24 protein-coding genes and 2 pseudogenes are annotated in these 25475 nt (G+C 65.4%); 16 read left to right on the forward strand and 10 right to left on the reverse strand.

The window, feature by feature from the left end; translation table 11 throughout:
• The first annotated feature begins 5 nt into the window (after nt 1–5).
• The 5 genes from napA (at nt 6) to IVB24_RS34080 (ending at nt 6134) form a co-directional block, all read left to right on the forward strand.
• Entirely contained in the window at nt 6–2519 is a 2514-nt protein-coding gene (napA, locus tag IVB24_RS34060) for a nitrate reductase catalytic subunit NapA (protein WP_247770853.1), read from the forward strand.
• A complete protein-coding gene (locus IVB24_RS34065) occupies nt 2516–2986 on the forward strand; it encodes a nitrate reductase cytochrome c-type subunit (protein ID WP_162308730.1) in 471 nt (156 codons plus the stop codon). The genes napA and IVB24_RS34065 overlap by 4 nt, the downstream gene beginning before the upstream one ends.
• Complete coding sequence (locus tag IVB24_RS34070; protein ID WP_094976958.1) at nt 2983–3636, forward strand: NapC/NirT family cytochrome c; 654 nt, start codon at nt 2983–2985, stop codon at nt 3634–3636. The genes IVB24_RS34065 and IVB24_RS34070 overlap by 4 nt, the downstream gene beginning before the upstream one ends.
• A gap of 187 nt (nt 3637–3823) precedes the next feature.
• Nucleotides 3824–4918, forward strand: a complete 1095-nt coding sequence (locus IVB24_RS34075; protein ID WP_247770855.1) for a DUF2336 domain-containing protein — start codon at nt 3824–3826, stop codon at nt 4916–4918.
• Nucleotides 4919–5018: 100 nt separating this feature from the next.
• Nucleotides 5019–6134 carry an ATP-dependent RecD-like DNA helicase gene (locus IVB24_RS34080; protein ID WP_247770857.1) on the forward strand — a complete coding sequence of 372 codons (1116 nt, stop codon included), beginning with the start codon at nt 5019–5021 and terminating at the stop codon, nt 6132–6134.
• A 54-nt stretch (nt 6135–6188) separates the two neighbouring features.
• Here the strand turns inward: IVB24_RS34080 and IVB24_RS34085 are convergent.
• Nucleotides 6189–7140 (reverse strand): IS630 family transposase gene (locus IVB24_RS34085; RefSeq protein WP_247768038.1). Its coding sequence is split into 2 segments (ribosomal slippage): nt 6189–6801 and nt 6800–7140, totalling 954 coding nucleotides; the frame shifts between segments, so codons are not numbered across the junction.
• 136 nt (nt 7141–7276) lie between these two features.
• On the opposite strand from IVB24_RS34085, the gene IVB24_RS34090 reads away from it, so the two are divergent.
• On the forward strand, nt 7277–8653 hold the full coding sequence (locus tag IVB24_RS34090; protein WP_247770859.1) for a lipase family protein: 1377 nt from the start codon (nt 7277–7279) through the stop codon (nt 8651–8653).
• A 12-nt stretch (nt 8654–8665) separates the two neighbouring features.
• Here the strand turns inward: IVB24_RS34090 and IVB24_RS34095 are convergent.
• A pseudogene (locus tag IVB24_RS34095) lies at nt 8666–8950 on the reverse strand (caspase family protein); the annotation flags it as partial.
• Nucleotides 8951–9190: 240 nt separating this feature from the next.
• Between IVB24_RS34095 and msrA the strand changes: the two are divergent.
• The 4 genes from msrA to IVB24_RS34115 all read left to right on the forward strand — a co-directional run bounded on the left by msrA (nt 9191) and on the right by IVB24_RS34115 (nt 11140).
• The gene (gene msrA, locus IVB24_RS34100) at nt 9191–9907 is read left to right on the forward strand and encodes a peptide-methionine (S)-S-oxide reductase MsrA (RefSeq protein WP_094976954.1); all 717 of its coding nucleotides are present in this window, start codon (nt 9191–9193) and stop codon (nt 9905–9907) included.
• A 31-nt stretch (nt 9908–9938) separates the two neighbouring features.
• Complete coding sequence (msrB, locus tag IVB24_RS34105; RefSeq protein ID WP_247770869.1) at nt 9939–10358, forward strand: peptide-methionine (R)-S-oxide reductase MsrB; 420 nt, start codon at nt 9939–9941, stop codon at nt 10356–10358.
• 106 nt (nt 10359–10464) lie between these two features.
• A complete protein-coding gene (locus IVB24_RS34110) occupies nt 10465–10629 on the forward strand; it encodes a DUF3309 family protein (RefSeq protein WP_166468182.1) in 165 nt (54 codons plus the stop codon).
• A gap of 214 nt (nt 10630–10843) precedes the next feature.
• On the forward strand, nt 10844–11140 hold the full coding sequence (locus tag IVB24_RS34115; protein WP_014439893.1) for a hypothetical protein: 297 nt from the start codon (nt 10844–10846) through the stop codon (nt 11138–11140).
• A 238-nt stretch (nt 11141–11378) separates the two neighbouring features.
• Here IVB24_RS34115 and IVB24_RS34120 read toward each other — a convergent pair whose 3' ends face one another.
• Together IVB24_RS34120 and IVB24_RS34125 are read right to left on the reverse strand one after the other, a co-directional pair.
• Entirely contained in the window at nt 11379–11933 is a 555-nt protein-coding gene (locus IVB24_RS34120; RefSeq protein ID WP_247770872.1) for a DUF4112 domain-containing protein, read from the reverse strand.
• Nucleotides 11934–11992: 59 nt separating this feature from the next.
• Nucleotides 11993–12418, reverse strand: a complete 426-nt coding sequence (locus IVB24_RS34125; RefSeq protein WP_094976950.1) for a DUF5413 family protein — start codon at nt 12416–12418, stop codon at nt 11993–11995.
• A gap of 141 nt (nt 12419–12559) precedes the next feature.
• Here IVB24_RS34125 and IVB24_RS34130 point away from each other — a divergent pair, with 141 nt between their 5' ends.
• From IVB24_RS34130 to IVB24_RS34140, 3 genes are all read left to right on the forward strand, one after another.
• Nucleotides 12560–12802 (forward strand): hypothetical protein, encoded by a 243-nt coding sequence (locus tag IVB24_RS34130; protein WP_094976949.1) that lies wholly within the window; start codon nt 12560–12562, stop codon nt 12800–12802.
• Between the two features lie 21 nt (nt 12803–12823).
• The gene (locus tag IVB24_RS34135) at nt 12824–13069 is read left to right on the forward strand and encodes a hypothetical protein (protein ID WP_247770875.1); all 246 of its coding nucleotides are present in this window, start codon (nt 12824–12826) and stop codon (nt 13067–13069) included.
• Between the two features lie 258 nt (nt 13070–13327).
• The gene (locus tag IVB24_RS34140; protein ID WP_247770877.1) at nt 13328–13600 is read left to right on the forward strand and encodes a hypothetical protein; all 273 of its coding nucleotides are present in this window, start codon (nt 13328–13330) and stop codon (nt 13598–13600) included.
• 158 nt (nt 13601–13758) lie between these two features.
• Here the strand turns inward: IVB24_RS34140 and IVB24_RS34145 are convergent.
• The 5 genes and pseudogenes from IVB24_RS34145 to IVB24_RS34165 all read right to left on the reverse strand — a co-directional run bounded on the left by IVB24_RS34145 (nt 13759) and on the right by IVB24_RS34165 (nt 20134).
• Nucleotides 13759–15398, reverse strand: a pseudogene (locus IVB24_RS34145) (hypothetical protein).
• Between the two features lie 37 nt (nt 15399–15435).
• Nucleotides 15436–16728, reverse strand: a complete 1293-nt coding sequence (locus IVB24_RS34150; RefSeq protein WP_094893469.1) for an adenylosuccinate synthase — start codon at nt 16726–16728, stop codon at nt 15436–15438.
• Between the two features lie 253 nt (nt 16729–16981).
• Nucleotides 16982–17665, reverse strand: a complete 684-nt coding sequence (locus IVB24_RS34155) for an ABC transporter ATP-binding protein (RefSeq protein WP_166468179.1) — start codon at nt 17663–17665, stop codon at nt 16982–16984.
• Nucleotides 17658–18884 (reverse strand): FtsX-like permease family protein, encoded by a 1227-nt coding sequence (locus IVB24_RS34160; RefSeq protein ID WP_094976946.1) that lies wholly within the window; start codon nt 18882–18884, stop codon nt 17658–17660. Before IVB24_RS34160 ends, IVB24_RS34155 begins: the two co-directional genes overlap by 8 nt.
• On the reverse strand, nt 18881–20134 hold the full coding sequence (locus IVB24_RS34165) for an efflux RND transporter periplasmic adaptor subunit (RefSeq protein ID WP_247770883.1): 1254 nt from the start codon (nt 20132–20134) through the stop codon (nt 18881–18883). Before IVB24_RS34165 ends, IVB24_RS34160 begins: the two co-directional genes overlap by 4 nt.
• A 124-nt stretch (nt 20135–20258) precedes the next feature.
• On the opposite strand from IVB24_RS34165, the gene mgtA reads away from it, so the two are divergent.
• Nucleotides 20259–22775 (forward strand): magnesium-translocating P-type ATPase, encoded by a 2517-nt coding sequence (mgtA, locus tag IVB24_RS34170; RefSeq protein WP_247770894.1) that lies wholly within the window; start codon nt 20259–20261, stop codon nt 22773–22775.
• A 162-nt stretch (nt 22776–22937) separates the two neighbouring features.
• Complete coding sequence (locus IVB24_RS34175; RefSeq protein ID WP_140481092.1) at nt 22938–23873, forward strand: DMT family transporter; 936 nt, start codon at nt 22938–22940, stop codon at nt 23871–23873.
• A 110-nt stretch (nt 23874–23983) separates the two neighbouring features.
• On the opposite strand, the gene IVB24_RS34180 is transcribed toward IVB24_RS34175, so the two are convergent.
• Nucleotides 23984–24388 (reverse strand): DUF1330 domain-containing protein, encoded by a 405-nt coding sequence (locus IVB24_RS34180; protein WP_247774224.1) that lies wholly within the window; start codon nt 24386–24388, stop codon nt 23984–23986.
• 105 nt (nt 24389–24493) lie between these two features.
• On the opposite strand from IVB24_RS34180, the gene IVB24_RS34185 reads away from it, so the two are divergent.
• Nucleotides 24494–25429, forward strand: coding sequence for a DMT family transporter (locus IVB24_RS34185; RefSeq protein WP_162406785.1), 936 nt, complete (start codon nt 24494–24496; stop codon nt 25427–25429).
• Nucleotides 25430–25475: the final 46 nt, after the last annotated feature.

Consider the following 25475-nt stretch of genomic DNA (forward strand, 5'->3'; position numbering starts at 1 on the left):
CCATCATGACATCGCCAAAGCTCGACCGCCGCCAGATGCTGAAACTGGAGGCCGCCGCGATCGCGGCCGCCGCCGCGGGCATGCCGGTGCCGGCGCTCGCCGCGAACCTCGTCGCCGAGCGCGACGTCGCCGAACTGAAATGGGACAAGGCCGCCTGCCGCTTCTGCGGTACCGGCTGCTCGGTCATGGTCGCGACCAAGGACAACCGCGTCGTCGCCACCCACGGCGACACCAAGGCCGAGGTCAATCGCGGCCTCAACTGCGTCAAGGGTTACTTCCTCTCCAAGATCATGTACGGCCACGACCGCCTGACGCAGCCGATGCTGCGCAAGACGAACGGCAAGTACGACAAGAACGGCGAGTTCACGCCGGTATCCTGGACCGAAGCCTTCGACATCATGGAGGTGAAGTGGAAGGAGGCGATCAAGAAGCGCGGCCCGAACGGCGTCGCCATGTTCGGCTCCGGCCAGTGGACGATCTGGGAAGGCTATGCCGCCTCGAAACTGTTCAAGGCCGGCTTCCGCACCAACAACATCGATCCCAATGCGCGGCACTGCATGGCCTCCGCGGTCGCCGGCATGATGCGGACCTTCGGCATCGACGAGCCGCCCGGCTGCTATGACGACATCGAGGCCACCGATGCCTTCGTGCTGTGGGGCTCCAACATGGCGGAGATGCACCCGATCCTGTGGACGCGCGTGGCCGACCGCCGGCTCTCCGCGCCGCATGTCCGCGTCGCCGTACTCTCGACCTTCGAGCACCGCTCGTTCGACCTCGCCGACATCGGCATGATCTTCAAGCCGCAGACCGACCTCTACCTCCTCAACGCCATCGCCAACCACATCATCAAGACCGGCCGGGTCAACAAGGACTTCGTTGCCGCGCACACCGTGTTCAAGCGCGGCCAGACCGACATCGGCTATGGCCTGCGGCCGGAGCATCCGCTGCAGAAGAAGGCGACCGGCGCGGCCAAGGCCAACGACTCCACCGACATGACCTACGACGAATACGTCAAGTTCGTCTCGGAGTACACGCTGGAGAAGGCGGCCGAGATGTCCGGCGTGCCGATGAACCGGCTGGAGGCGATCGCCGAGCTCTATGCCGACCCCAAGACCAAGGTGGTCTCGTTCTGGACCATGGGCTTCAACCAGCACACCCGCGGCGTCTGGTGCAACAACCTCATCTACAACATCCACCTCCTGACCGGAAAGATCTCCTCGCCCGGCAACAGCCCGTTCTCGCTGACAGGCCAGCCCTCGGCCTGCGGCACCGCGCGCGAGGTCGGCACCTTCTCGCACCGGCTGCCGGCCGACATGGTCGTGACCAACAAGGAGCACCGCACTAAGGCCGAGCACCTCTGGCTGCTCCCCGAGGGCACCATTCCCGACAAGCCTGGCGCGCACGCCGTGTTGCAGAGCCGGATGCTGAAGGACGGCCTGATCAACGCCTATTGGGTGCAGGTCAACAACAACCTCCAGGCCGGTCCCAACGCCAACGAGGAGACTTATCCGGGCTTCCGCAATCCCGATAATTTCATCGTGGTCTCGGACGCCTATCCGTCGGTCACCGCGCTTGCCGCCGACCTGATCCTGTCGACCGCGATGTGGGTGGAGAAGGAAGGCGCCTACGGCAATGCCGAGCGGCGCACGCAATTCTGGCATCAACTCGTCGCGGCCCCCGGCGAGTCGAAATCCGATCTCTGGCAGCTCATGGAGTTCTCCAAGCGCTTCAAGGTCGAGGAGGTCTGGCCCGAGGAGCTGATCGCCAAGAAGCCGGACGTTCGCGGCAAGACGCTGTTCGACGTGCTCTACAAGAACGGCCAGGTCGACAAGTTCCCGGTCTCCGACATCGAGGCGGGCTATCTCAACGACGAGTCCAAGGCGTTCGGTTTCTACGTCCACAAGGGCCTGTTCGAGGAATACGCCGCGTTCGGCCGCGGCCACGGCCACGACCTCGCGCCGTTCGACACCTATCACCGGGAGCGCGGCCTGCGCTGGCCCGTCGTCAACGGCCAGGAAACCAGGTGGCGCTTCCGCGAGGGCAGCGACCCCTACGTCAAGTCCGGCACCGGCGTGCAATTCTACGGTCATCCCGACGGCAAGGCGCGCATCTTCGCGCTGCCCTACGAGCCGCCGGCGGAATCGCCCGACGGCGAGTATCCGTTCTGGCTTTCGACCGGCCGCGTGCTGGAGCACTGGCACTCCGGCACCATGACGCGCCGCGTACCCGAGCTCTACAAGGCGTTCCCCGAGGCCGTCTGCTTCATGCATCCGGATGACGCGCAGGACGCGAAGATCCGGCGCGGCGACGAGGTGAAGGTGGTGTCCCGCCGCGGCTTCATCCGCGCCCGTGTCGAGACCCGCGGCCGCGACCGGCCGCCGCGTGGGCTGGTGTTCGTGCCGTGGTTCGACGAATCCAAGCTGATCAACAAGGTGACGCTGGACGCCACCGATCCGATCTCGCTGCAAACCGACTACAAGAAGTGCGCCGTCCGTATCGAGCGGGTGAACCTGTCATGATGAAACGAACAGCAATCGCCCTGCTCGCGGTCGTGATCGCCGCGGGCGTCAGCTCGCTGACCGCGCAGACGTTGACCTCCGGCCTGCGCGGCCCGACCCCGCTCAACGACGAAGGCCCGGCGCCGCCGATGACGCCGATGCGCAACACGTCGGAACGGGAGGTGCGCAACTATCCGGAGCAGCCTCCGGTGATCCCGCATTCGATCGACGGCTACCAGGTCGACCTCAACGGCAACAAGTGCCTGTCCTGCCACGCGCGGGCACGCATCGCGGAATCAAAGGCGCCGATGGTCTCGATCACGCATTTCATGGACCGTGACGGCCAGTTCCTGGCCTCGGTCTCGCCGCGGCGGTTCTTCTGCACGGAATGCCATGTGCCGCAGAACGTCACCACGCCGCCCGTGAGCAACGACTTCACCGACATCGACACGCTGCTGTCGCGCTCGAGCCCCGGTGGACGGCGATGACGACGACCGCTGACGGGCCCAATCCGGAGTTGAAAACCAAGCGCGGCGTCATCGCGCGAAGCTGGGTCTTTGCGCTGGAGCTCTGGCGGGTGCTGACCCGGCCGAGCTCGGTGTTCGCGCTCGGCACCCTGGTCCTCGCTGGTTTCGTTGCCGGCGTGATCTTCTGGGGCGGTTTCAACACCGCGCTGGAAATCACCAACACCGAGAAGTTCTGCACCGGCTGCCACGAGATGAAGGACAACGTCTTCGCCGAGCTGAAGTCGACGATCCATTTCAGCAACCGCTCCGGCGTGCGCGCGACCTGCCCGGACTGCCACGTGCCGCACAACTGGACCGACAAGATCGCCCGCAAGATGCAGGCTTCCAAGGAAGTCTGGGGCAAGATTTTCGGCACGATCAACACGCGGGAGAAATTCCAGGACCACCGCCTCGAACTCGCCGCGCATGAGTGGGCGCGCTTCAAGTCCAACGATTCCCTGGAATGCCGCAATTGCCACAGCGCCGATTCCATGGACATCACCAAGCAGTCGCCGCGCGCCTCGGTCGCCCACCAGCGCTTCCTGTTCACCAAGGAAAAGACCTGCATCGACTGCCACAAGGGCATCGCCCATCAGCTGCCCGACATGCGCGGCGTTCCGGGCTGGCAGTAAGCTCCGCTCCTGGCACACCGCTCGCCGGGCGCGGCGAGCGGACGACGTCAGACACGCCGAATTCTGATAGCGAAAGTTCCATTCGGCAGTTTCATTATACCACTGCGTTATCCCCTGCTTAAACCACAGGGCCGATCATGCTCGCGACGCAAGCTGTCCCAAGTCCTACTGCGATGGCCAGAAGAGCATGATGCAGCAGCAGACGAATTCCATCATCGACGAGCTCGAAGATGCCGTCCGTAACGGCTCCTCGGCCAAGCGGATCGAGACCTTGCGACGGGTCACGGACCTGTTTCTCGACCAGGGGCAGCGCCTCAGCGACGATCAGGTCGAGGTCTTCGATCATGTGCTCTCGCATCTGGTGACGCGGGTGGAAAGTCGCGTCAGGGCCGAGCTTGGCGATCGTCTGGCACCGCTGGATTATGCACCCGCCGGCGTGCTCGAACGCCTCGCCTGGGACGACGAGATCGCCGTCGCGGGCAAGGTGCTGACCGAGTCCAATCGCCTGAGCACCCCGACGCTGGTCGAGATCGCGAAAGCCAAGGGGCAGGATCACCTGTTCGCCATTTCCGGCCGCGCCGACCTGCCGGAGGTCGTCACGGACGTCCTGGTCGAGCGCGGCGAGCGCAAGGTCATCCGCCGCCTTGCCGACAACACGACGGCCCGCTTTTCCGAGGAAGGCTATGGCTGCATGATCGCGCACGCGGAAGCCGACGAAGCGCTCGCCGAATCGCTCGGCCTGCGCATCGATCTTCCCCTCAAGTATCTTCGCGACCTGCTGCAGCGCGCGACCGAGGCCGTGCGCGCGCGCCTTGCGACCATCGCTCCGCCGGAGCTCCAGGCCGAGATCAAGCGCATCCTCGCCGCGATCACCAGCAAGGCGGCGCCGCCGGAGCCGAAGCGGGATTTCAACCTTGCTGAAGCGGCCGTCAAGCGGATGAAGGGCCTCAACGAACTCAATGATGCCGCCATCGCCCGGTTCGCGGAAACCAAGAGATTCGACGAGGTTGCCGCCGCGCTCGGGCTTCTCAACAACAGCGCACCGACCGAGCTGATAGCGAAGGTTCTGGAAGGGCCGCGTGCCGATCTCGTGCTGATCCCCTGCAAATCGGCAGGCCTCGGCTGGCCCACGGTCGAAAAAATCCTCTGCAATCGTCCGGCCAAGTACCGCATCGACGAGGCCACCCTGAAGCTCGCGGGCACGGATTTCGCCAAGCTGTCCCCCGCGACGGCCGAGCGCACACTGCGATTCTGGCAACTGCACGACCGGATCGACAAATAGCCGAGGACCGGCAGGACGGCCTGTCCGCCGCTTGAACGGCCGGCCGCAATGGTTAGTTTCCGAGAAGCGGCGAATCGCCGGATCCCTTCTCAAGACAGACATGGCCACCTTCACCCCGCATCAAGATGCCGCGCTCAAGGCCGTTGGCGACTGGCTCAAGGCCAAGCCGGGCCGTAACGGCACGCCGCCGGTGTTCCGCCTGTTCGGCTTCGCCGGGACCGGCAAGACGACGCTGGCCCGGCACATCGCCGACGGCGTCGACGGCGAGGTGAAGTTCGCCGCCTTCACCGGCAAGGCCGCCCTCGTCATGCGCAACAAGGGCTGCGACGACGCCTCCACCATCCACTCGCTGATCTACCGCGCCCGCGAATCCGGCGAGGAGCAGCCGAGCTTCGAGCTGTGGGACGACGCGCCGGCCTCCAAGGCCAAGCTGATCGTGATCGACGAATGCTCGATGGTCGACGCCGAATTGGGGCGCGACCTGATGTCGTTCGACTGTCCGCTGCTGGTGCTGGGCGATCCCGCGCAGCTGCCGCCGATCCAGGGCGGCGGCTTCTTCACCAACACCGAGCCGGATGCGATGCTGACCGAGGTGCACCGCCAGGCCCAGGACGATCCGATCGTGCGGATGTCGATGGACGTGCGCGAGGGACGCGAGCTCGACATCGGCCGCTACGGCGAGAGCGAGGTGGTCTCGCGCAAGGAGCTCGATCCCGATCGCGTCATGGGCGCCGACCAGGTCCTGGTCGGCCGCAACAACACCAGACGCGCCTACAACATGCGGGTGCGCCAGCGCCAGAACATCGAGGACGTTTTCCCGGTCGCCGGCGACAAGCTGGTGTGCCTGCGCAACAACCGCAAGAAAGGCCTCTTCAACGGCGGCCTGTGGCGCGTGAAGTCGCGCAACCCCTCGCGCTCGAAATCACGCATCCTGTCAATGCGGCTGTCGCCGGACGAGGATTTCGGCCACAAGGTGACCAAGGTCTCGGTGCGCGCCGATTGCTTCGAAGGTGGCGTCGAGCAGATCGGCTGGGAACAGCGCAAGCCCTATGACGAGTTCGACTACGGCTACGTGCTCACCGTGCACAAATCGCAGGGCTCGCAATGGGACGACGTCGTGCTGTTCGACGAGAGCTTTGCGTTTCAGGAATCCAGAGCACGGTGGCTGTATACCGGGATTACGCGGGCGGCGAAGCGGCTGAGTATCGTGGTGTGATACCCTAGCCCGGACCGGGCAGACACATTCACCAAGCGCTAGAGCAGATTCTGATCAGGCGCGATCATAACCTGCCGCGGCGAAGAAGTTCAGGCACTCTTGGGCGGTGAAGGCGGCTGTGGTGAGGGCGATAGCATTGTCCAAAGCCTGGATTGATCTGGCGGCGGCCTTTCGCAGGGCGGCTTTGAGCTTTGCGAAGGCCATTTCGATCGGATTGAGGTCGGGCGAATAAGGCGGGAGATAGAGGAGCTGAGCGCCCGCCGCGTCGATTGCGATGGCGATCTCGGTCCGCTTGTGTGCTGCGAGATTGTCCATCACCACGATGTCGCCGGGCTTGAGTGTCGGTACCAGGACTTGCGTCACGTAAGCCTCGAACGCCGGACCATCCATGGGGCCGTCGAGGACCATCGGCGCGGTCATACCGGTCGCTCTAAGCGCGCCGACGAAGGTCGTCGTCTTCCAATGACCATGCGGGATCGCGGCGACACAGCGCTGGCCGTACGGCGAACGGCCGTAGCGCCGCGCCATTTTGGTCGAAGCCCCCGTCTCGTCGATGAACACCAACCGATGGATGCCGATCTCAGGCTGAGACGCCTTCCACGCTGCGCGTTCAGCGGCCACGTCCGGCCGATCCTGCTCGCTGGCGTGCGATGTTTTTTTTGAACGTGATGTTGCGACGATCGAAGAATCGCCAGATCACGCTCGGCACGAAACGCTCGCCGTGGACTTTGAAGAGATGGTCAGCGATCTCGGCCAGCGTCATGTCAGGCGTAACCTTGACCAGGGAGAGGATCTCCGCAGCGTGACCCTCGATCCGAGCTGAACGCCGGTCTCCGCCCTGCGTTCCCGCCTCACAGGCGCCGGTCCTTCGCCACTCGCCAACCAGTTCGATCGCTGTCGAGGGCGCCACGCCGAACCGAACAGCGGCGCCCCGACGGCTCATGCCTTCATCTTCCACAGCCCGAATAATACGAATGCGAAGGTCCGGCGACAGCGGTTTAGCCATGGGGGCTGGCCTCCATCACCAGCCCTCAGGGTGAATCACAATTTGCCTCGCAAGGGAATCCCCTACCGATTCCGACAGGTTGGAAAATGCTCTAGGCTTTGCGATGTATCACTGCGCAGTCGGCAGGGGGACGCGCATGGCTGAACGAAGAACCGATACCCGCGACGCGCCCGATGATATCTCCAGCGCGAGCCGTCGCTCGTTTCTGAAATCGGCAAGCATCGCGGCCGGCACGCTCGCGGCATCCGTCGCAGCGCCAGGGATGGTGCTATCCGCTCCGCGTCGTGCGGCGCAATCGCAGCCGGGCAAGCCGGTGCGGGTTTCGAAGGAACGCCTCAACGAGCTGGCGGCGAAATTCTATGCCGTGTTCAACGAACGCGACAGCCTGCCCAAGGACTTTTCCGAGAAGCATGCCGCGCGCTACGACGTCGAGCTGCGGCGCATCGTGACCTCTACGCATGTGCCTGAGACAGGAGAGCGCGTGAAGGTCAGCGCGCTCGTCGCAATCCCTGTCGGCAGAAGCGGCGCGCTGCCGGTCTTGTCCTGGCAACACGGCACGATCCTGTCGTTCGATCAGGTTCCTTCGAACCTGCTGCGGCTCGGCGACGAAGGCTACCAGCTCCGCGACAATGTCGACTCGCTGGAAACGCTGTTCAACATCCAGCGCTTCGCCGGCAACGGCTATGCCGTCATCGCCGCCGACTATATCGGCAAGGGTCCGTATCGCAACGGTCGCGGCGAAGCCTACGCGGTGAAAGGCGCCACGGTGCAGTGCTGCCTCGACGTTCTCGATGCCAGTCTGCTCGAACTGAAAGCGCTCGGCCTGCGGCAATCGGCGCTGTTCCTGAACGGCTGGTCGCAAGGCGCGCTGAACACGCAATGGCTCAAGCAGGAGATGCAACGCCGTGGCATGAAGGTGACCGCAACCGCGGCCCAGAGCCCGTTCAACAATCTCGCCGAGAGCTTCCATTACTGGGTCAACCCGGCATCCTATATTCCCTCTACGGAGCCGTCCTATCCAATGCCTCCGGCCTGGATCACGCCCTGCCTGATCGTCCTGGTGGGAAGCTACCGCCGGTATTATGGATTGAGCGATCTGTTCACCACGGCCATCAAACCGCAATATCAGGCGTTCGCGGAAAAATATTGGGTCGACTACAGCCTGGAGGGCGAGACCGCCAAGAGCGTTCCGCCGGCTGGCGATTTGCTGACGGACGGGTTCTTCGATCGCTTCACCAAGAACACCAACAGCAGACTGCTGCGCCAGCTCGGCGACAACAGCGCGACCTTCTGGGACTATGATTCCCCGATCCGGTTCTATTACGGATTGGCCGACGAGGCGCTGCATCCGCGCCTGGTCAAGCCGGCGATCGCCGCCGGCGGACATTTCGCGGACGGTGTTCCGGTTGACGGCGCAAGCCATCGCGTCACGTTCCTGGCGAGCCTCTATGGCAACAGCGCCGTGTTGAACGGACAGTCCACCGTGCTCGACTGGTTCAATTCGATGGTGTGAACCGACGCGCGGCTACTTCCCCGCGACGAAATAAAAATCCTCGCGGCCCGGCGGCGGGCCATACGTGAACGGCTGCTGCCCGTGCTTCGTCGCGGCCCAGACGTCGTCGCGGAAGATGTCGAACAGTTTCCGGATCTCGATGCGAGGCTGCCTGATTTCGCGGGCGAGCGCGGTGGCGAACGGGCTGTTGGCGCTGCCGTCGCCGTCCATCGCGGCCTCGCCATGCTTGGCGGCGTAGACCACCATGAAGCCGGCGCCGGGCTCGATGTTGGAGAAGCCCTTGTCGACCAGCTTCAACTTCGTCAGCGAATAGGCGGCAGCGCGGTAGTCGGCGCGCGGTTCATCTAGCTTGGAGTTCCCGGTCTCGCCAAGCCGTCGGCGCTATCCCGCACGGCTCATTTCACGGACTCGTGTCCGTCCGGCCGTAACAATCGGCGGCTGCGTCCGTACCTCGGATGGTGCGAAAACGCCGCCGGGCAACTGTTCGTCCGGCCCCGACCGCCCTAGACTGTCAGACCTTCCGAAAGAGGATCCGCCATGCGCCGACCTGCCCTCGCCTCCCTGCTCGCCGCAACCACCACCCTTTCGCTCACCTTTGCGCTTGCCTTTGCCACGCCGTCCCGGGCTGCGGAGGATGCGGTCGTGATCCCCGCCCCTGCCATGGATGCGGCACCTGCGAGCGGGATCCAGACCGCCGTGATCGCCGGCGGCTGCTTCTGGGGCGTGCAGGGCGTGTTCCAGCACACCGCGGGCGTCGTCAACGCGGTCTCCGGCTATGCCGGGGGCACCAAGGCGACCGCCGACTACCAGACGGTCTCGACCGGCCGGACCGGCCATGCCGAGGCGGTCGAGATCAAGTACGATCCGAAGAAGATCTCCTACGGCAAGATCCTCCAGATCTACTTCTCGGTGGCGCACGACCCGACCCAGCTCAACCGCCAGGGCCCCGACACCGGCACGCAATATCGCTCGGCCGTCTTCACCACCTCGGACGAGCAGAAAAAGGTGGCGGAGGCCTATATCGCCCAGCTCAACGGCGCCAAGGTCTTCAGCAAGCCGATCGTGACCAAGGTCGGCGCGTTGGAGGCGTTCTACCCGGCGGAGGCCTACCACCAGGACTATCTGACGCTGCACCCGAACCAGCCCTACATCGCCTATAACGACCTGCCCAAGGTCGAGAACCTGAAAAAGCTGTTCGCCGATAACTACATTGAAAAGCCGACGCTGGTGAGTGCCAGCAAGGCCACCAACTGATCGCGAGATCACCGAAACAAACGGGAGACCCATGCCCGACACCAAAATGAAAACCACGGACGACAAGGTCATCAAGAGCGAAGAGCAGTGGCGGCGCGAATTGTCGCCGATGCAGTACGCGGTGCTGCGCGAGAAGGCGACGGAGCGTCCCTTCTCGGGCGAGTACGAGGACGACCACCGCGCCGGCACCTATGTCTGCGCCGGCTGCGGCAATATGCTGTTCGAATCCGACGCCAAGTTCGATTCCGGCTGCGGCTGGCCAAGCTTCACCCAGCCCGCGGTCGAGAGCCATGTCGACGAGGAGCGCGACGTCAGCCACGGCATGATCCGCACCGAGGTGCTCTGCTCCAAATGCAGCGGCCATCTCGGCCACGTCTTCCCCGACGGCCCCGGGCCGACCGGGCTGCGCTACTGCATTAACTCGGCAGCGCTGAAGCTGGAGCCGAAATAACGCTGCGCGCGGCCGGGTTCCGACATGGAACCCGGCCGCGCGATGTGCTTTTCTTGTCTGGCGGTGCGTCCGATCATCGCATCTGGCGGCCGCCAGGGAGGATGCCATGTCACTCGGGACCGTCCTGATCATCCTGGTGATCATCTATCTGCTCGGCGGCCTGTCCGGCCGCGTGGGCGGTTACGGTTATGGCCTGGGCCATTCCGGCATGGGGATCGGCGGCGTCGTCCTGGTGGTGCTGGTCGTCCTGCTGCTTCTTGGCAAGTTGTAAGCCATACAAGTCATTGGAAATAATAGACTAATTTCATCCGCGGGGCTGCCATGCGCGGATTCATCATCTCCCATCGCGGGGGTCGCATTTTTGTCAAATCGGCCTATATTAGGGGACGAAAATGGCATGTGCGGCGGGCTCGCTCGGTTGCGGCCCCTGCCCTCCCAGACCCCACGCGCTTAAAGCCCCAGAGAAGATCACGAGGTCTTTGACCATGCGTCCACTGCGTCCGTTCAACTTCAACACTTCCGCCGAACTCTTCCCCGCTGCGATCCGCAAGAAGAAGCGCGCAGGGTTCACCTATCGCCGCTTCGGCACCGCGGCCGAAGCCGTGCAGTTCGCGATGGAGCAGTTGCCGACGGATTCGCTGAACGGCGCCTATCTCCAGGTCGAGGAAGCGCGTTTCGACCAGAACGGCATCCGCTCCCTCTATGAGAGCGAAGCCTTCCCGTTGGAGCGCCACCGCAAGCCGGAGCCCGTGGCTGCCGAGACCGACGCCGACGCGGCATAAGCTTTTCGCCCAGCCCGATGTGTGCAGAAAGCGCGATGGCCGAAAGGCTGTCGCGCTTTTTGCTTGCTTAGTTCTCCCTCTCCCGCTTGCGGGAGAGGGCTGGGGTGAGGGTGTCTCCACGATCGAGAACCCCCAAGAGGTGAAAGCCCTCACCCGGCGCTCCGCGCCGACCTCTCCCGCAAGCGGGAGAGGTGCACCGAGACCGACGCTCGATCACCTTCTCAAAATTCTAGAATCTTCACATCCGCGGCTGCTTGTCGAGCCAGCGGCGGAGCAGACGCACGTTGCGCATGTTGGCGCGGAACATGACGTCGAAAGCGTCGCCCGCGAACGGGACCAGGCCGACGACGCCGTCGAGCGCGACGTTGCCGAGCATACGAGCGGTGACATACCAGGGCGCGCCCAGCGCGCGGGCCTCGCGCACCAGCCACAGCGAGATCGCCGTGGTGATGATGTCGCCGACGATGGGGATCAGGCCGATCAACCCGTCGATGCCGTAGCGGATGTTGGTGCCGGGCAGGATGAAGGCGACGTCGAGCAGCTTGGCGATCGCCTCAAGCCGCGCGATCCGCTGCTCGCGCGTCAGATTGCCGAACGGGCTCCCGGCGAACGGATTGTCCTTGCCGAGCTCGAAACGGAACTCGCGAAAGCTCTGCTCCAGCGTTTCGGGGCGGATTTCCCGGCCGTCCTGGTCGATGATCGGCCCGCGCGCCTCCGGGCCGGAAGAGGTCGTGCGCGAACTCCCCGAACGGGATCTACGCGGAGCAAGGATGTCGTCGTCGGACATGGTCATGGCCTTCAGGGAACGCGCGGACGGGGCGGAAGTTGCTGCGCCGCGCCCGAACGTCGCGCTCAGGTCGGCGCCGGCATAGGCTGCGGCTCCTTGATGTATTTATGCACGAGCCAGGACGAAATCACCGCCGGCACGAACCCGACCAGGCCATACAGGATGAACTGCACCGCGCCCGAATCCGGGCCGCGCGAGCTGTAGGTGAGCGAGGCCAGCACGAAGGCGAACAGGCCGACCAGGAGCATCCGCAAGACCGGGCCGATCCGCCTGATGTGGACCAGGATGTCGTCGATCGCGCCGATCATCAGCGAAGGCAGGAAGCCAAACAGATAGCTGTATTGCAGCGTCTTGAAGAACACCGCGAACAGCTTGCCGACCTCGCCGAGATTGGTCTGGGCCCAATAGCCGGACTGATAGGTCGTCGTCAGCAGCAGCAGGAACCCGCCGACGAACGGGCCGACCAGCGCAAACACCAGATAGCGTTTCATCAAACACCTCACACGTCTTCGCTGATTATAGCAGCGCCGCGGGAACCTTGAATAGCGTGCGGTTCGGCCTTTGTGGGAACAAGAGGCAGGACGACGAGTTCAGACAGGACCCGAATTTAACTTTGGAAGATTGGAGTGCCGATGGCCCGCAAAATTCTCCTGGCGACGATCACGCTGGCAGCCCTGACCGTCTTCCTGGAGCCACGTGCTTTCGCGCAAGGCCATATGGGCACGCCGCAGGAGCAGAAGGCCTGCTCGCGCGACGCATCGCGCTTCTGCCGCAAGGACCTCGGCAACGACCTGGCCGTGCAGGGCTGCCTGCAAGCCAACCGGGCCAAGCTGTCGAAGTCATGCAACAAGGTGTTTCGAAGCCACGGCATGTGAGAACCGGCACCGTCCCGGCGAATGGAGCGTGAAGCCATGCTACGCGACGAACAACTCTCCATCCTCCGGGACATCAGCCAATCCGTTGCCTTTGCCGACGACCGTCACGGCAAGATCGGCGAGCTCATCGCCGATGGCTACGTGATGAAGGACGGTGATCTGTTCGAACTCACCGCCAAGGGCGCCACCGCTGTCGAGGAACACGCCGCCGCGCTCGGCGCGAGCGACGAGGAACAGGCGAGCGCATCCTCCGAACGACTGATCTGATCGCGTGCACGCGCCTGTTGCGTGACGTTCACGCAACAATTGCAAATTCCTTTGCGCCTGCCATTGCAGCCACGCGACAATGGCGCATACTTCGCTCGGGCGGCGCAGCACTTTTCGATTCGAGCAATCAAGAAATCGAGCGACCACATGCGGGACCAGAGGTCCCGACGTGAAGGCTGTGACATGCGGCAGATCAAGCAGCGTGCGGCGCCCCAAAACAAAGTGGTTCAACCCACGGAACTCGGGGATGCATTCTTCATGACACGCTACAGGACCATCGTTTCGCTGTTCGCCTTCGCCACCACGGCGTTCGCACTCCAGACATCACCCGGCCTCGCCTTCTCGTCCGAAGCGCAGCAGATGTGCACCGGCGATGCGATGCGGCTGTGCTCCAGTGAGATCCCCGACATTCCGAGGGTCAGGGCCTGCATGGTGCAGAAGAGAGCGGAGGTCAGCCCCGGCTGCCGCGCCGTGATGGACCGCGAGCACGCAGCCACGACATCGCGCAAGCGGGAAGCGGCGGCGCAGTAGGAAAGAGAGAGCCTGCGGCCATCCTTCGAGACGCCCGCCCGATGGGCGGGCCCTCAGGATGAGGTCTCGTGTCGCGGCGAGACATCAAACCCTCATGGTGAGGAGCCCGCCAAGGCGGGCGTCTCGAACCATGCAGGCCGAGGACTCACGGCGTAGACCTAATCGCCCCACTGCGCGAAGGCGTCGTTGAAGGCGCGCTCGCCGGGGGCGCCCTTCTCGATGGCGATGATGGCGCGGCGCTGATTGGCATAGACCAGCGGCACGTCGAACCACGAGCGCTCCTTCAGGAGCTGGACGTTGCGGGAGCGGTCGGCGTCGACATTGGACAGGCCGACCAGGAAGAAGCCGTCGGTGACCTTGACCGCGAGGCCCGCGAGCGGCGTGCCGCGCGCCTGCTCGTTCGACTTCATCAGGATGCCCGGCACGTTGGAGATGCTGCCGCCCGGGAAATCCGGCGGCAGGATGAAGGTCAGCTCCGCAGTGTGGCTCGCCGGCAGCGACGAATCGGTGTTGCGGCGGAACGACATCGTCATCTTGAACTTGCGCTCGGGGATCTCGATGTCGGCGCGCACGGCGACGTCGGCCTTCTGGGCACCCGAGGCCTTGATCGGCTCCAGCCGCCACACCACCGAGCCGATATATTGCTTGCCCTTCGGATCGGACGGATCCTCGTCGTAGAGCACGACCTTCTGCGCCACCGGCGCGACCGGCTGGTCGCTGGCCGAGGGCTGGCCGACGCGATCGGGAATCTTCGGCTTGCTCTGCGGCTGGGACGGATCCTTCGGCGCTTCGACCAATTGGGTCGGCGAGGACTTGAACAAATTGGTCGCGGTCTGGACCAGTTGCTTGCCCCAGAGGATGCCGGCACCGACGAGGATCAGCACGATGCCGACGGCAATCGCGCTCTTGAACGGAAAGGCGGAACGGGTGCGGGCGCGCTTCTTGGCATCGCGCTCGGGCGCGATGCGCGGACGCGGCGACGGCGGCTGCGGCTGCGGCTGCGGCTGCGGCGCGTAGCGCTCGGCCTCCTCGATCGACTCGTCGTAGGAATAGGGCGCATCCCGCTCGCCGGCGCGGTTTTCCAGGCTCGGCTCGAGCCGGTCGAATTCCGGCGAGGGCGAGGGCACGTTGGCATAGGTGCGGCGGGCGGCGCGGCTGGCCTGCGCGGCCGCGCCGCCGAGATCATTGGCGTCGGCCGTGATGTCGCGGAAGCCGCGCACACCCGGTGCCGGCGGCAGCGCCGGCGGAGCTCCGACATCGGGCGGACGACGCGCACCGGCGCGATCGCGTCCGGCCGCCGGCTCCGGCATCGAGGGCGGGGGGCGGGGGGCGGGGCGGACGGTCCCGGCTGGCGCGGGGCGTCGAAACGGGGAGCGCGCGGCGGACGCGGAGCCTCGCTCGGATCATCGACGTTGAAGGACGGACGGTCGGCGCGCGGCGGCGGCGGGGCCGGACGCGTGCGCGGCGGGGCCGGCGCAGCCGCAGCCGGGGCGCCTTCGGCGGCCCGGGTGCTGGCGCGGCGAAAGGCGTCGCCGCTACTGCCGCTGCGGGCGCCGCCACCAGGGCGCGAGGCCTCGCGGGCGCGCTGGGCGGCCTCCGATTCGACCTTGCGGACGGCCTCCTCCAGCGACAACCTCTCGCGGGTGATCTCGGATTCGGAGAGCGGCGGCTGCACGCTGCGCAGCTGGGCGATCAACGCCGTACGCGCCCGCTCATAGAGCGCGCGACGGCTTTCGCCGGGAGCGTTGGGGTCCAGGGCGGCAATAGCGCGGGCGATCAGCGGATAGTAATCAGCCATTTCAACTCAATTATACGCGCGTCCTGGTAAGAGATCGTTAAGCCTCAAACGGGTTTTGCACGAGGATAGTATCCTCACGTTCGGGGCTGGTGGAAAGCAGTGCGACCGGGCACCCCACCAATTCCTCGATCCGACGGACATATTTGATGGCCTGGGCCGGCAGCTGGGCCCAGGACCGCGCCCCGGCGGTCGGCTCCTTCCAGCCCTCGATGGTCTCGTAGATCGGCTCGACCCGGGCCTGGGCACCCTCGCCGGCCGGGAAATGGTCGATCTCCTTGCCGTCGAGCTTGTAGCCGGTGCAGACCTCGATGGTGTCGAAGCCGTCGAGGATGTCGAGCTTGGTCAGCGCGAGGCCATTGATGCCGCAAGTGCGGACCGCCTGGCGGACCAGCACGGCGTCGAACCAGCCGCAGCGACGGGGCCGCCCGGTATTGGTGCCGAACTCGCGGCCACGCTCGCCGATCCGGCGGCCGGTCTCGTTGTCCTGCTCGGTCGGGAACGGGCCCTGGCCGACGCGGGTGGTGTAAGCCTTGCACAGGCCGAGCACATAGCCGACCGCGCCGGGGCCAAGGCCCGAGCCGGTCGCCGCCTGCGCCGCCACCGTGTTGGACGAGGTGACGTAGGGATACGTGCCATGATCGACGTCGAGCAGCGCGCCCTGCGCCCCCTCGAACAGCATCCGCTTGCCTTCGCGGCGCTTGATGTCGAGCAACCGCCATACCGTCTCGGCATAGGGCAGCAGCTCCGGCGCCAGCGCGCTCAACTCCTTCAAGATCACCTTGCCGTCGAATTCGGGCAGGCCGAGACCGCGCCGCAACGCGTTGTGGTGGGCAAGCAGCCGGTCGATCTTGTGCGGGAGCGTGTCGAGGTCGGCGAGGTCCATCAGGCGGATGGCGCGGCGGCCGACCTTGTCTTCATAGGCAGGCCCGATGCCGCGGCGGGTGGTGCCGATCGCAGTCGCCGCATTGGCGGATTCACGGTGCGCATCAAGCTCGCGGTGAAGCGGCAGGATCAGCGTGACGTTCTCGGCGACGCGCAGATTCTCCGGCGAGACGGCGACGCCCTGCGAGCGCAGCTTGGTGACCTCGTCGAGGAAGGCGGCGGGATCGAACACCACGCCATTGCCGATCACCGACAGCTTCTGGTCGCGCAGCACGCCCGAGGGCAGCAGCGCGAGCTTGTAGGTCTTGCCGTTGATCACCAGCGTGTGGCCGGCGTTATGACCGCCCTGGAAGCGGACGACGATGTCCGCCTGCTCCGACAACCAGTCGACGATCTTGCCCTTTCCTTCGTCGCCCCACTGGGCGCCGACGACGACAACATTGGCCATTCGCGGGTAATCCTTCGAAGATTTCTCTGTAGGTGCCATGATCCGAACGGAAAATTGGTACCCACTTTTCCGGAATCATGCCTGCGCCCAGCCCAATTCCCGGCCCAAGGCCGTTCGCACGCGAGGCGGTCCCACCGGATAAAGGAAGCAGCCCCTCTAGGCAAGCAAGAACCGGGCTTTTTTCGGGGCCAAAGCGCTCTCCAAGCCTTTGATATCCCCTAAAAATCCGCCTCGTGGGGCGGCCCTTACGACCTTAGGCCCGGATACGGCCGTCGACCACTTCAATGATACGGTCGCAGCGCCGCGCCAGGTCCATGTTATGAGTCACCAGCAGAAAGCTCGTGCCGCTGTCGCGGTTGACCTGCCGCATCAGCTCGAACACGGCATCGGCCGATCTGGTGTCGAGATTGCCGGTCGGCTCGTCCGCCAGCACGAGGTCGGGGCTCATCGCGAGCGCGCGCGCCACCGCCACCCGCTGCTGCTGACCGCCCGACATGTTGTTGGCAAGGTTCCCGGCGAATTTCTCCAGCCCGACCTGCCCCAGCAGGCGGTCCGCCCGCGCCTCGATCTCCGCACTGGGAAAGCCGCGATCGGCCAGCATCGGCATCATGACGTTCTCGCGCGCGGTGAAGGCCGAGATCAGGAGGTGATACTGGAAGATGAACCCGATGGTGTGGCCGCGCAGCCGGGTGATTTCGGCGTCGCCGAGCGCGGCCGTGTCCTGTCCCTTGATCAGGAGACGACCGGACGTCGGCCGGTCGAGCAGGCCGACGATGTTGAGCAGCGTGCTCTTGCCGGAGCCGGATGGACCCATCAGCGCCAGGAACTCGCCATGGTCGAGCTTGAGCTCGATGTCGTGCAGGACCTCGGTCTCGGTCGGCAGGCCGACATTGTAGGCCTTGCATACGTTCTCGAGGCGGAGGATCTCGCTAGCCACGAATCGCCACCACCGGATCGAGCTTCGCGGCCCGCACAGCCGGCGCCATCGCGGCCAGCAGGCCGGTGACGGTGGCCAGCAAGGCCGTGTAGATGAACAGGGATCGCTCCAGCATCAGGGGAAACAGTTCCGTGCCGTCGGCCTGGCGCGCCAACGAGTGCCAGTAGACCAGCGCGAACACGCCCATCGCCGCGCCGAACAGCGAGCCGACGAAACCGAGCAGCCCGCCCTGCACAAGGAACACACGCAGCACCTGTCCCCGCGAGGTGCCCATCGCGCGCAGGATGCCGATATCCTTGGAGCGCTGGATCACCGAGACGACCAGCACGGCCGCAATGCCGAACGCGACGGACAGGCCGACGAACAGGCGGATCAGGGTGTTGGTGTTCTGCTGGGCCTGCACCGCAGTGAAGAATTGCGCATTGGTCTTGATCCAGCTGTCGGCCTCGACCGCATTGGCGGCCTGGATGCGCTGCGCGATCTCCTCGGCCGCATAGATGTCAGTGACCGTGATATCGATGGTGGTGACGCCGCCGATCATGCCGAGCAGCGATTGCGCCGTGCGCAGCGCGGCATAGCAGATGCGCTGGTTGACGCCTTTGTTGCCGAGATCGACGAGGCCGGAGATCGTCAGCACGCGAGTTGCGCCGGACGCGGCGCGGACGTTGAGCTTGTCGCCGACGGTGGCGCCGAGATCCTTGGCGAGTTCGATGCCGATGATGATGTCCTCGCTGGTCAGGCGCGGCTCGCCGGCGACGATATAGTCCGGCACCTTGACGATCTTGAAATAGGAGTCCGGTTCGACGCCGGATAGCGTGACGGAACGGCTGGCGTCGCCGCGCACCACGAGCACCGAGCCGAGGATGGTCGGCGATACCGCCGTGACCTCGGACATCGCGCGCATCTGGTTCGCGATCTTCGGCCATTGATCGATCGAGATCACCCGCTGGCTCGGGCGCTGCACCACCGCGTCTTCGAGTACGCCTGCGCCCTTGCGCAAGGGGCGCGCGACCTGGTCCGGCGCGAGCAGCTGGATCTGCGGCTGCGAAGTCAGCACGCGCTTGATGAAGTTCGCCTGGAGCCCGGCGAGCATCGCCGACATGAAGACGATGACGGCGACGCCGATCGAGATGCCGCCGATGATGAAGATGGTCTGCAGCCGGCCCTCGCGCAGGAAGCGCACCGCCATGGTCCATTCGAAGGGCAGCCAGCGGTTCATGGCAGCACGGGCCGCAGGCGCTGCCCGGTCAGGACGCCTGAATTCTGCGGGATCGCGACGTCGCCGGCGGCGAGGCCGTCGGTGATTTCGACATGGCTGTTGCCGCGCAGGCCGATTTTCACCGGTCGCTGGCTGGCGCGGCCGTCCTTGATGCCGAGCACCCAGGGGGCGCCCGACAGGACATCGTGCACCGAGCGCAGCGGCAGGACCAGCGCATCGTCCTTTGCGGCGGCCTCGATATCCACCGAGACCGTCATGTCCTGGCGCAGATAGTCCGGGGGATCGGCGACCGTCAGCTTCACCTCGACCGAGGCGCGGGAGATGTCGACGCCCGGATTGATATAGGTGATCACGGCGGGAAAGCGCCGGTCGGGATAGGCATCGGCGGAGGCAATCGCCTTCTGCCCGAGCGCGATCTTGCCGAGATTGCGCTCGTCGATCTGCAGCACGAGTTGCGAATCGCCGGCCGGCGCGAGCACCAGCAGCGCCTTGCCCGGCTGCACCACGGTGCCGCGTTCGACGCTGCGCGTGATCAGGACGCCGTCCCGGGGCGCGGCGATCGTCGCGTAATCGAGCCGGGATTCGGCAGTGTCGAGATTGGCGCGGGCCTGGTTGAGCAGGGTCTGGGCCATCACATAGTCGCTGCCGCCCGGGCTTGCCGTGTAGACCTGAAATTGCGCCGAGCGCATCTGGGCGCGGGCGACGTCGAGCGTCTTCTGCGCATCGTCGAGGGCCGCGCGCGTCGCATAGCCATTATGTTCCAGCTGCGCGGCGCGGTCATAGGTCTTCTGGGCGTTGAGCAGCGTCGCCTTGGCCTGCGTCAACGCCTCTTCAGCCGAGGGCCGCGTCAATTCCTCGATCTGCCTGATGCGTGCTTCGGCCTGGGCCACCGCGCCTTGCGCCTGCACCACGCTCGCTTTCAGCTCGCGCGATTCCAGCGAGATCAGGGGCTGCCCCTTGGTGACCTTCTCGCCTTGCCGCACCAGCACCTCCTGCACCGTGCCGGTGAGCTGGCTGCCGATCTCCACCCGGAACGGCGTCTCGACATGGCCGCTCGCCACCACCGTCTCGATCAGGTGTCCACGCTTGACCTGATCGACGACGATCGCCGGTCCCAGGATCGTCCGCGCGCTTTGCCAGCCCCCGAGGCCGAGAAGAACGACGACCACGAGGATGAACCATTTATGGCTGAGACATCCCGACCATAGCGACGCGACCGAGAACCGGCGCTTGGGCTGCGGCAGGATCATTGCTTGCTCGACCATACTGGCGAAGCTAGCGCGCTCACAGCAGACCGGATTGCGGCAGGTCAACACGTTACGCCGAATCTAGCGGCACGTGGACCAGCAAGATGCCTTCAAATGGGAGACCCGCTTGCCGGACAATCCAGCGCGCGCCGACAACCATTTCTGGCGTCTGTCACCCGATGAGCTTTGTAAGCGCCTGGACTGCACGCTCGCCGGCCTGGCTGCGGCGGACGCCTCCGGGCGCCTCGACCGTTTCGGGCCGAACAGCGATGCGGCGGCGCGCACCGAAGGTGCGATGCGGGCAGTCCTGCGCCGGTTGCTGGAGCCGCTGTCGCTGATCCTGCTGGTCGCCGGCATCGTCTCGATGCTCACCGGCGACGAGGTCGGCGGGCTCATCATCGTCCTGATCCTGACGCTCTCGATCGGGCTGGACACCGTCCAGGAAGGTCATGCGATCCGCGCCGCGGAAGTCCTCCGCCGCTCAGTGGCGCTGAAGGCCGAGGTCAAGCGCGACGGAACCTTCCGCGAGATCGACGTCGATCACGTCGTGCCCGGCGACATCCTGCGTGTGCGCGCCGGCGACATCATCCCGGCGGATGCGTTGATCCTTCAAAGCACCGCGTTCACCGCTGGTGAGGCGGCGCTGACCGGCGAGCCCTATCCGGTGCAGAAGCGCGCCGGCGCGGTCACCGACCCCGACGATACATCGAATGCGCTGTTCCGCGGCGCGGTGGCGCAGACCGGAGAGGCGATCGCGCTCGTGGTCAGGACCGGCCGCGACACCGTGTTCGGCACGGCCGCGTCCGCGCTTGCCGAAGCGCAGACGCCCTCGCCGTTCGAACGCGATCTGCGAGAATTCGGCCTCGTGATCGCGCGCGCCACGCTGGCGCTGGTGCTGGTCGTGCTCACTGTCCGCGTCGTGTTCGGCCGCCCGGTGATGGACTCGCTGCTGTTCTCGGTCGCGCTGGCGGTCGGGCTGACCCCGGAATTGCTGCCGATGATCACCACAGTGACGCTGTCGCGCGGCGCATTGCGCATGGCCGGCCGCAAGGTGATCGTCAAGCGGCTCGCCGCGATCCACGATCTCGGCGCCATGAACGTCCTATGCACCGACAAGACCGGCACGCTGACCTCGGCCGAGATCACGCTCGCAGGCAGCCTCGATGCCGAAGGCAAGGATAACGTCCGCCCCGCGCGGCTCGGCGCCATCGCCGCAGAACTGGGCGGGGATCGCGGCTCGCTCGATGCGGCGCTGGTTGCCGGCCAGTCCAATGCCGTACAAGGCTGGTCGCTTGCCGGCCGGCAGGCGTTCGATTTCTCGCGCCGGCTGGGATCAGTACTCGCAACCGGTCCCGAAGGTGCGCTGCTTATCGTCAAGGGCGCGCCGGAGGCGGTTCTGGCGTTGTGCACGACGCAGCACAGCAGCGCGATGGACGACGATGCGCGAACGGCCGCGATCGCGCGCGTGCATCAGCTCGCGGCAGAGGGGCTGCGCTGCATCGCCATTGCTTCGCGCCCCTGGACCGGCGCAACGCGCGAGGTCGAGACCGAGGACGAGACCGATCTCGTCTTCGAGGGTCTTTGCGCATTCGCCGATCCGCCGAAGCCGACGGCGGCGGCCGCCATCGCCCGGCTTGCAGCGAGCGGCGTCGGGCTGAAGATCCTGTCGGGCGACGATCCCGTGGTGGTGAAGCGGCTTGCCGGCCTGGTCGGACTGAACGCCGACCGCGTGCTGTCGGGCGCCGACATCGCCGAACTCAGCGATGACGCGCTGGCCGTACAGGTGCAATCGACCGATGCTTATGGCCGGCTCGCACCCGACCAGAAGTCCCGCATCGTGAAAGCGCTGCAGGCGAGCGGCGCGGTGGTCGGCTTTCTCGGCGACGGCATCAACGACGCGCCGGCGCTGAAGGCCGCCGATATCGGCTTGTCGGTCGACGGCGCGAGCGGCGTGGCGCAGGCCGCCGCCGACATCATCCTGCTCGCGTCCGACCTCGAAGTCGTCGCCGACGGCGTCGAGGAGGGACGGCGCACTTTCGCGAACATCCTGAAATATGTCCGCATGGGCGCGAGCTCGAATTTCGGCAACATGCTGTCGATGGCGATCGCCTCGATCGCGCTGCCGTTCCTGCCGATGCTGCCGACGCAGATCCTGCTCAACAATCTGCTCTACGACCTCTCCGAGCTCGGCATTCCCTTCGACCAGGTCTCACCGTCCGCAACCGCGCAGCCGCAGGTGTGGAGCATGAGGCGGCTGGCGCGCTTCGCCGCGATCATGGGGCCGCTGTCGTCGGTGTTCGACTTCCTGACCTTTGGCGCCCTGCTCTATCTGTTCAAGGCCTCCCCGGAGGAATTCCGCACCGCCTGGTTCATCGAATCCATGGCGACCCAGATCCTTGTCATCTTCATCATCCGAACCAATGGGCGGCCATGGCGCAACTGGCCGGATCCGTTGCTGTCCGCCTCCTCGCTGGTTGCCCTGCTGGTCGCGATGGTGCTGCCGTTCACGCCGGTCGGTGCCTGGTTCGGTTTCGTCACGCCGCCGCCGATCATGATGGCCGGCATCGCGCTTCTGGTCGTCGTCTACCTCGCCTGCGCCGAGTTGCTGAAGCCCTTTGCGACCCGCACCGGACGAAAGGACTGAACGCGGTTCCGGCCGCATCGCACTGCGCATGGTCGCGATGCGCCTCGCACCATTGATATCGGGCGCATTTCCGTGTCTTTGAGCGAGGCCGGGCGATCAGCCGGCCCGGATCGACCCGGGCCGGGGTCTCGGCGCTATCGACGCGGGACCATAACAACCACAATGTCCGCCACCGGCCAGACCACCAGCACCGAAACATCCGGCCACAGCTGGATTGCCAACCAGCCTTATCTGTTGCTCTGCATCACCGCGCTGTGCTGGGCCGGCAACGCCATCGTCGGGCGGCTCGCCGCGGGCCACATCCCGCCGGTCACGCTGTCGTTCCTGCGCTGGTTCTTCGCCTTCCTCCTGGTGCTGCCGTTCGCCTGGAAACATCTTGCCCAGGACTGGCCAGCGATCCGCGGCAGGCTCGGCCTGATGGTCACGCTCTCGATCACCGGCATCGGCGCATTCAACACGCTGCAATATTGGGCGCTGGAGCATACCCAGGCACTCAACACGTTGCTGCTGCAGTCGGCGGCGCCGCTGGTCGTGGCGCTGTGGTCGCTGGCCATCCTCGGCGTCAGGCTCACCGCGGCGCAGGCGTTCGGCGTGGCTCTCTCGATGTGCGGCGTGCTGACCATTCTGCTGCACGGCGATTTCACCACGCTGTCGAGTATCGACTTCAACAAGGGTGATCTGATCTTCATCGTCGCGCTTATCATCTTCGCGCTGTATTCGGTGCTGACGCTGAAACGGCCGCCGATGCACGGCCTGTCGTTCCTCGCCTTCACCTTCGGGGTTGGCGCGGCCTGCCTCATTCCGCTCGAGATCTGGGAATTGTCCGCGCGCCCGGTCATGAAGCTCGACGGGCCGAACCTCTTGACGCTGTTCTACGTCGCCGTCTTTCCCTCGACGCTGGCCTATCTCTGCTTCAATCGCGGCGTCCGCCTGATCGGCGCCAACCGCGCCGCGCCGTTCTTCCACGTCGTGCCGGTGTTCGGCTCGATCATGGCGATGGCGTTTCTGGGCGAGCACCCGCAGGCGTTCCACTTCATCGGGTTTGCGCTGGTGCTGTCGGGCGTGTTCGTGGCGTCACGGAAGCAGGCGGCGGCTTGAGCTGAGCCTTCGTAGGGTGGGCAAAGCGAAGCGTGCCCACCATGCCAGGCGGAACAGGGAAGATGGTGGGCACGGCGCGCGAAGAGCGCGCCTTTGCCCACCCTACAGATCTACGAATCTCGTTGTGAGCTTACCTTCAACTTGCTGTATGCCTCATTCGTCGCGATGATCACGTGTTCTGCGCAGCCGTTGACCCGATGCGGGTCGGATTCACGCTCGTAGGCCTCCGACGTCATCATGTCCAAAAAGGCCGCGACGGTGGGGTAATGGACCAGCGCGACGAAATCCCAGTCGTTGCCGGCCTGCGGTCCCAGCGCGACGGCCTTGGCCTCGCCGGTCCAGAGCAAGGTGCCGCCGCGCGCCTTGATCATCGGCACGGTGACGGCGCTGTAGCGCAGATAGGCGTCCCAGCCGGATCCGTCGCCGTCGCGGGAGCGGGCGTGGAAACGCATCAGGTTCAGCATCACAACCGGTGCCTGCGGATCGAGCCGTTCCAGGCCCGCGATGTTCAACATATTAACCGGCAAAGGCGCCTCCTCGGGGTTTGCCTGCATTGTAGCATTGCGGCCGCGTGACTTGTGCCACGATGCCAATCCGACGCAAGGTCGTATCCAACGCCAATGACGACCGCTTCACCCGCGCCACCCGCCTCCAGTCCGGCCAGCTGGCTCAACAACCAGCCTTATCTGCTGCTCAGCCTGAGCTCGCTGTTCTGGGCCGGCAACATCGTGCTCGCGCGCCATGTCGGTGCGCATGTGCCGCCGCTGACGGTGACCACGATCCGCTGGTTCGGCGTTTTCCTGATCCTGTTGCCGTTCGCCTGGCCGCATCTCAAGCGCGACTGGCCTGCCCTGCGCAACAGCCTGCCGCTGATGCTGTTCCTGTCGCTGGTGGGCTTCGCCTTCAACAATGCGATCTCGTACTGGGCGATGCAGTATACGGAGGCGCTGAACGCGCTGCTGATCCAGTCGGCCGGTCCCCTGTTCGTGGCGCTGTGGTCGCTGGTGCTGTTCGGGGTACGGCTGACGGGTGCCCAGTTCGCCGGCATCGCAATCTCGCTTCTCGGCGTGCTGATCATCATCCTGCGCGGCGATCTCTCCGCGCTCGCGAGCATCAGCTTCAACAGGGGCGACATCATGTTCGCCTCCTCGCTGGTGGCGTTCGGGATCTACTCGGCCTTCATCCCGCGCCGGCCCAAGATCCACCAGCTCTCTTTCCTGTCCTTCACCACCTGCTGCGGCGCGACGATGCTGATCCCCGCCGCGATCTGGGAGGCGGCAAGCGGCCGCGTGCTGCAATTCGACGGGATCACGCTGGCGACGCTGGGCTACATCCTGATCTTTCCCTCGACGCTGGCTTATCTGTTCTTCAACCGCGGCGTCGCGCTGATCGGCCCGAACCGCGCCGCGCCGTTCTTCCACCTGGTGCCGGTGTTCGGCTCGGCGATGGCGATCCTGCTGCTCGGCGAAAAGCTGCAGGCGTTCCACCTGATCGGCTACGCGCTGGTGCTCGCCGGCGTCGTGATCGCCTCACGCCAGGGCTCGGCCGTGAAGTAATTCCGCAGGGCGGATGAACGGAGTGATATCTGTGTCCGGACTAGAT

It is taken from the genome of Bradyrhizobium sp. 192 (assembly GCF_023100965.1).
Taxonomy (GTDB): Bacteria; Pseudomonadota; Alphaproteobacteria; order Rhizobiales; family Xanthobacteraceae; genus Bradyrhizobium; species Bradyrhizobium symbiodeficiens.

What these genes read in the sequence shown, in the direction of transcription:
- napA (WP_247770853.1), top strand. Translation starts at nt 6, where the DNA reads ATGACATCGCCAAAGCTCGACCGCCGCCAGATGCTGAAACTGGAGGCC.
- IVB24_RS34065 (WP_162308730.1), top strand. Translation starts at nt 2,516, where the DNA reads ATGATGAAACGAACAGCAATCGCCCTGCTCGCGGTCGTGATCGCCGCG.
- IVB24_RS34070 (WP_094976958.1), top strand. Translation starts at nt 2,983, where the DNA reads ATGACGACGACCGCTGACGGGCCCAATCCGGAGTTGAAAACCAAGCGC.
- IVB24_RS34075 (WP_247770855.1), top strand. Translation starts at nt 3,824, where the DNA reads ATGATGCAGCAGCAGACGAATTCCATCATCGACGAGCTCGAAGATGCC.
- IVB24_RS34080 (WP_247770857.1), top strand. Translation starts at nt 5,019, where the DNA reads ATGGCCACCTTCACCCCGCATCAAGATGCCGCGCTCAAGGCCGTTGGC.
- IVB24_RS34090 (WP_247770859.1), top strand. Translation starts at nt 7,277, where the DNA reads ATGGCTGAACGAAGAACCGATACCCGCGACGCGCCCGATGATATCTCC.
- msrA (WP_094976954.1), top strand. Translation starts at nt 9,191, where the DNA reads ATGCGCCGACCTGCCCTCGCCTCCCTGCTCGCCGCAACCACCACCCTT.
- msrB (WP_247770869.1), top strand. Translation starts at nt 9,939, where the DNA reads ATGCCCGACACCAAAATGAAAACCACGGACGACAAGGTCATCAAGAGC.
- IVB24_RS34110 (WP_166468182.1), top strand. Translation starts at nt 10,465, where the DNA reads ATGTCACTCGGGACCGTCCTGATCATCCTGGTGATCATCTATCTGCTC.
- IVB24_RS34115 (WP_014439893.1), top strand. Translation starts at nt 10,844, where the DNA reads ATGCGTCCACTGCGTCCGTTCAACTTCAACACTTCCGCCGAACTCTTC.
- IVB24_RS34120 (WP_247770872.1), bottom strand. Translation starts at nt 11,933, where the DNA reads ATGACCATGTCCGACGACGACATCCTTGCTCCGCGTAGATCCCGTTCG.
- IVB24_RS34125 (WP_094976950.1), bottom strand. Translation starts at nt 12,418, where the DNA reads ATGAAACGCTATCTGGTGTTTGCGCTGGTCGGCCCGTTCGTCGGCGGG.
- IVB24_RS34130 (WP_094976949.1), top strand. Translation starts at nt 12,560, where the DNA reads ATGGCCCGCAAAATTCTCCTGGCGACGATCACGCTGGCAGCCCTGACC.
- IVB24_RS34135 (WP_247770875.1), top strand. Translation starts at nt 12,824, where the DNA reads ATGGAGCGTGAAGCCATGCTACGCGACGAACAACTCTCCATCCTCCGG.
- IVB24_RS34140 (WP_247770877.1), top strand. Translation starts at nt 13,328, where the DNA reads ATGACACGCTACAGGACCATCGTTTCGCTGTTCGCCTTCGCCACCACG.
- IVB24_RS34150 (WP_094893469.1), bottom strand. Translation starts at nt 16,728, where the DNA reads ATGGCCAATGTTGTCGTCGTCGGCGCCCAGTGGGGCGACGAAGGAAAG.
- IVB24_RS34160 (WP_094976946.1), bottom strand. Translation starts at nt 18,884, where the DNA reads ATGAACCGCTGGCTGCCCTTCGAATGGACCATGGCGGTGCGCTTCCTG.
- IVB24_RS34165 (WP_247770883.1), bottom strand. Translation starts at nt 20,134, where the DNA reads ATGATCCTGCCGCAGCCCAAGCGCCGGTTCTCGGTCGCGTCGCTATGG.
- IVB24_RS34175 (WP_140481092.1), top strand. Translation starts at nt 22,938, where the DNA reads ATGTCCGCCACCGGCCAGACCACCAGCACCGAAACATCCGGCCACAGC.
- IVB24_RS34180 (WP_247774224.1), bottom strand. Translation starts at nt 24,388, where the DNA reads ATGTTGAACATCGCGGGCCTGGAACGGCTCGATCCGCAGGCACCGGTT.
- IVB24_RS34185 (WP_162406785.1), top strand. Translation starts at nt 24,494, where the DNA reads ATGACGACCGCTTCACCCGCGCCACCCGCCTCCAGTCCGGCCAGCTGG.